Annotated in this window: 3 protein-coding genes; 2 read left to right on the plus strand and 1 reads right to left on the minus strand. The window is 40.6% G+C overall.

What is annotated here, in order from left to right; all coding sequences use genetic code 11:
* Nucleotides 1-31: 31 nt before the first annotated feature.
* Nucleotides 32-1,657, plus strand: a complete 1,626-nt coding sequence (locus tag ABYD77_RS18015) for a M28 family peptidase (RefSeq protein WP_372771483.1) — start codon at nucleotides 32-34, stop codon at nucleotides 1,655-1,657.
* 90 nt (nucleotides 1,658-1,747) lie between these two features.
* Nucleotides 1,748-2,905 carry a putative manganese transporter gene (locus tag ABYD77_RS18020; protein ID WP_372771484.1) on the plus strand — a complete coding sequence of 386 codons (1,158 nt, stop codon included), beginning with the start codon at nucleotides 1,748-1,750 and terminating at the stop codon, nucleotides 2,903-2,905.
* A gap of 25 nt (nucleotides 2,906-2,930) precedes the next feature.
* On the opposite strand, the gene ABYD77_RS18025 is transcribed toward ABYD77_RS18020, so the two are convergent.
* Nucleotides 2,931-4,347: dihydrolipoyllysine-residue acetyltransferase (locus tag ABYD77_RS18025; protein ID WP_372771485.1), on the minus strand; the 1,417-nt coding region annotated here is incomplete at its 5' end.

Consider the following 4,347-nt stretch of genomic DNA (forward strand, 5'->3'; position numbering starts at 1 on the left):
AATCGGCTAAATTTGTGACACAGGTTGAATTATGAAAAAACTAACACCAATAGGTCTTGCTGTCTCGTTGCTATTTAGTGGCTGTGCGACACAAAATAATGAACAAGCACTCAATGCTGCGTATAACAGTATCAATGCAAAACAGCTTAGCGAACATATAAAAACAATCGCATCAAATGAATTTGAAGGGCGTGCACCGTCAACTAGAGGCGAAGAGCTCACTCTCGCTTACTTAGAAAAACACTTCAAATCACTTGGTTTTATTGGCGGTAATAACGGTAGCTTTTACCAAGATGTGCCATTAGTTTCAATTGAAGCATCACCAGATATGACGCTTAACATCGCCGGTAAAGCATATCAGTACAAAAAAGATATGGTGATGGGCACAAGCCGCATGAGCAAACTTGAGTCGATTGAAAATTCAGAGCTGGTGTTTGTTGGCTATGGTATTAACGCGCCAGAATATAACTGGAACGACTATAAAAATATTGACGTAAAAGGTAAAACCGTTGTTATTTTGGTAAATGACCCAGGCTTTGCGACGCAAGATGACACGTTATTTACAGGTAATGCAATGACCTACTATGGACGTTGGACTTACAAATATGAAGAAGCGTCACGTCAAGGTGCCGCAGGTGCGATTATTGTACATGAAACCGCACCTGCATCTTACCCTTGGTCAGTTGTTGAAAATTCATGGTCAGGCCCGCAATTTGGTTTTCAAAAAGAAAATAACAATATGGACCGCGTTGCCGTTGAAGGATGGGTGACGCTAGACGTCGCTAATGAACTATTTGCTAAAGCAGGGTTAGACTTTGCAAAAGAGAAAGAAAAAGCAGCCAAAGGTGCTTACTCTGTTGGTATGGGTGATTTAACAGCATCTGTTACAGTTAAAAGTGAAATTAAAAAATCAATTTCACGTAATTTTATTGCGACACTACCTGGTAGTAGCACCCCAAATGAGCACATTATCTACTCTGCACACTGGGATCACCTAGGTAAAGATTCAAGTAAAAAAGGCGATAATATTTATAATGGCGCACACGATAACGCCACAGGAACAGCGGGTATGATTGAAATTGCAGAAGCATTTTCAATGTTACCGACAAAACCAGCTCGCTCAATTACCTTTTTAGCGGTAACTGCTGAAGAGCAAGGTTTACTTGGTGCAAAATACTATGCTGCTAATCCAATTATTGCCGCAAATAAATCGGTTGCTAACATCAATATGGATAGCTTAAACCTATTAGGCCGTGTTACAGATATTAGTGTGGTTGGTGCAGGTAAATCTGAAATGGATGAATATTTGGCACGTGCTGCTAAATCTCAAAACCGTACTTTATCAGGCGACCCTCGCCCTGCTGCCGGTGGTTATTACCGCTCAGATCACTTCGCATTTGCACAGATGGGTATTCCAGCAATGTATTCCGGCGGTGGAACACAAGCGATTGACGAAGAAACAGCACGATACCGCAAACGTATGGGATTAATTTTACGTGGTTGTTACCATCAACCATGTGATCAATTCCGTAATGGCTGGGATTTATCAGGTGCAATCCAAGATCTTCAGTTATTTTATCAAGTAGGCTTAGATATTGCTGACAGCAAAGATTGGCCAAAGTGGTACGAAAAATCTGAGTTCCAACGAAAAAAATAATCATAGCAATTGATTAAATTAAACGGTAATGGGATTGATTCGCATTACCGTTAATACTATAGTGAAACTAATCGCATATTAGGTATCACTATGTTTCTATTTCTCTCACAATTAACTGGTTCAAAACACACTGTTAAAAGTGTTTTAGCTTATAAGCGACTTTTCCTTCCATTAATCATAGTGTGTTTGTGGCTTAATCCAACCACCCAACATATAGTGATCACTGCCCTAGCTGATGCCTTTTTACAAGTAAGCATATTTGTAGCCATTACCCTTTACGGCTATTACATTGCCGTAAAACGCTTCCCGCAATTAGAGCTCAGTTATATAACCAAGGTTGCACCAAGACTCGAAGTACCATTTGCAGCACTCTTAGGCGCACTACCAGGCTGTGGTGGAGCAATTATTGTGGTGACGCAATACACTAAAAAACAGGCAAGCTTTGGGGCATTTGTCGCTGTATTAATTTCAACTATGGGGGATGCGGCCTTTTTACTTATCGCTGCAAAACCACAAACGGCACTTTTAGTGTTATTGATAAGTGTTATTACAGGTACCTTGTTTGGTTGGCTAGTAAATAGATTTCATAAATTTGACTCTTTAGTGCCAGAGCAAACAGAAAATCAACAGCATCAATGTAAAAATGTGCCGAAGTTAATCACCACTTTTAGTAAACGGTTTTGGCAAAGTATCGTATTACCAATGACGATTGTGGCTTTGTTATTAGCATTTCAGTTTCAATTTAATGATGGCGTATCAAGCTCTATTACAAGCATTGCTGCTGTCTGTTGTTTTATAGTAGCTGTTTTGTGGTCGCTCTCGTCAATTGGTAAAACGTACCAAGATGTAACAGCAGAAGATGAAGTCGACGATCATAATTTAGAAGTTAAAGTGCTGCAAGATACGCACTTTATCACCAGTTGGGTGGTTATTGGTTTCTTGGCTTATGAGTTATTCAAACTATGGTTCGGAACTGATATCTCTCTTTTATTTAATCAGTACACTTACTTAATGCCTTTAATGGCCTGTTTAGTAGGGCTGTTACCGGGTTGTGGACCACAAATAATCGTCACTACGCTTTATATGCAAGGTCACATTCCATTTTCAGCGTTAATGGCAAATGCCATATCCAATGATGGTGATGCGCTCTTCCCTGCGATTGCCCTTGCTCCCAAAGCGGCTTTGATTGGTACTTTGTATACTGCAGTACCAAGTTTATTAATTGGTTATTTACTTTACTTAATATAAAAAGGGGTCTTTCGACCCCTTTTTATTAACTCATTGCCATTAACATGGCACTTGGTGTTTCTAGGTAGTGCTTCCACAAATTATTGAAACGCGCCATGGTTGCGCCATCAATAATGCGGTGATCGCCTGACCATGAAATTTGCATAATTGCACGGGCTTCAACCTCACCTTTAACATTAAAACGCGGTAAGTGTTGAAGTTTACCAAGGGCAACAATAGCAACTTCAGGCTTATTGATAATTGGCGTCGCTGTAGTCCCCCCAATTGCACCAATATTCGAAATTGAAATAGTGCCACCTTTAAGATCTTGTGGACTAACACGACCTTCGCGTGCTTGATCAGTCAAACGTGATACTTCATTGGCGATTTCAACCATATTCTTAGTTTGGCATGATTTAATATTAGGTACTAATAGGCCTAATTTTGAATCTACTGCCATACCAATGTTATGGTCATTGAAATATGTTAGCTCAGTACAATCGGCATTTACCTGTGAATTTATCACAGGGAATTCTTTCAGTGCTAACGAAAGCGCTTTGATAAAGAAAGGCATCATGGTGAGCTTAACACCCTGCTTTGCATACTGCTCTTTTAAATCTTTACGTAAGCTGATTAGATCGGTTAAATCAATTTCATCGCTTAAAGTAAAGTGTGGAATAGTAGAAACTGAATCCATCATCTGCTTTGCCATCGCTGCTTGCATACCGCGAATTGGCTCAACACGTGTACTAGCCTGACTTGCTAAAACTGGCGTAGCTTCAGGCGCAACTGATTGGCTGTTACTATCACCATTTAAGAAGCGCTGAATATCCTCTTTATACACACGGCCATTTTTACCTGAGCCAACAACCTTTGAAATATCTAAATTGTGCTCTCGAGCTAAACGGCGCACTGCTGGGCTTGCAACTGCTTTGCCTGCATTCGCTACAACTGGAATTTCTTCTGGTTGTTGCTTAACAGGAGCATTTTGCTGCGCGTTTACCACTTTCTTTTGAATATCGATAACTTGTGCACTAGCTACTTCCATTTGGAAAAGTGGTGCATGTACTTTGGCAATTTCACCTTTTTGATGATACAGCTTAGTCACACGACCGGTGTGTTTTGCCGGAATTTGAACAAGCGCCTTGTCAGTCATTACATCACAAACGGCTTGGTCTTCTTTGATTTCATCACCCTCAGCAACAAGCCAATCGACAATTTCGCACTCAACAATACCTTCACCAATGTCTGGTAAAATAAAGTCTTCAAGGGCTGTACCTGTTTGCGCTGGAGCCTCTTGAGTTAACTCTGATGGTGCTGAACTTGTTGGCTGCTGTGCTGCCGGTGCACCTTCAACATCCATTGCAAATAGTGGCGCGTGTACTTTAGCAATTTCACCTTTTTGGTAATAAAGCTTAGTAATAACGCCGTTATGTACTGCAGGGATTTGCACCAGTGCTTTA

This window comes from Pseudoalteromonas sp. (assembly GCF_041629635.1).
Classification (GTDB): domain Bacteria; phylum Pseudomonadota; class Gammaproteobacteria; order Enterobacterales; family Alteromonadaceae; genus Pseudoalteromonas.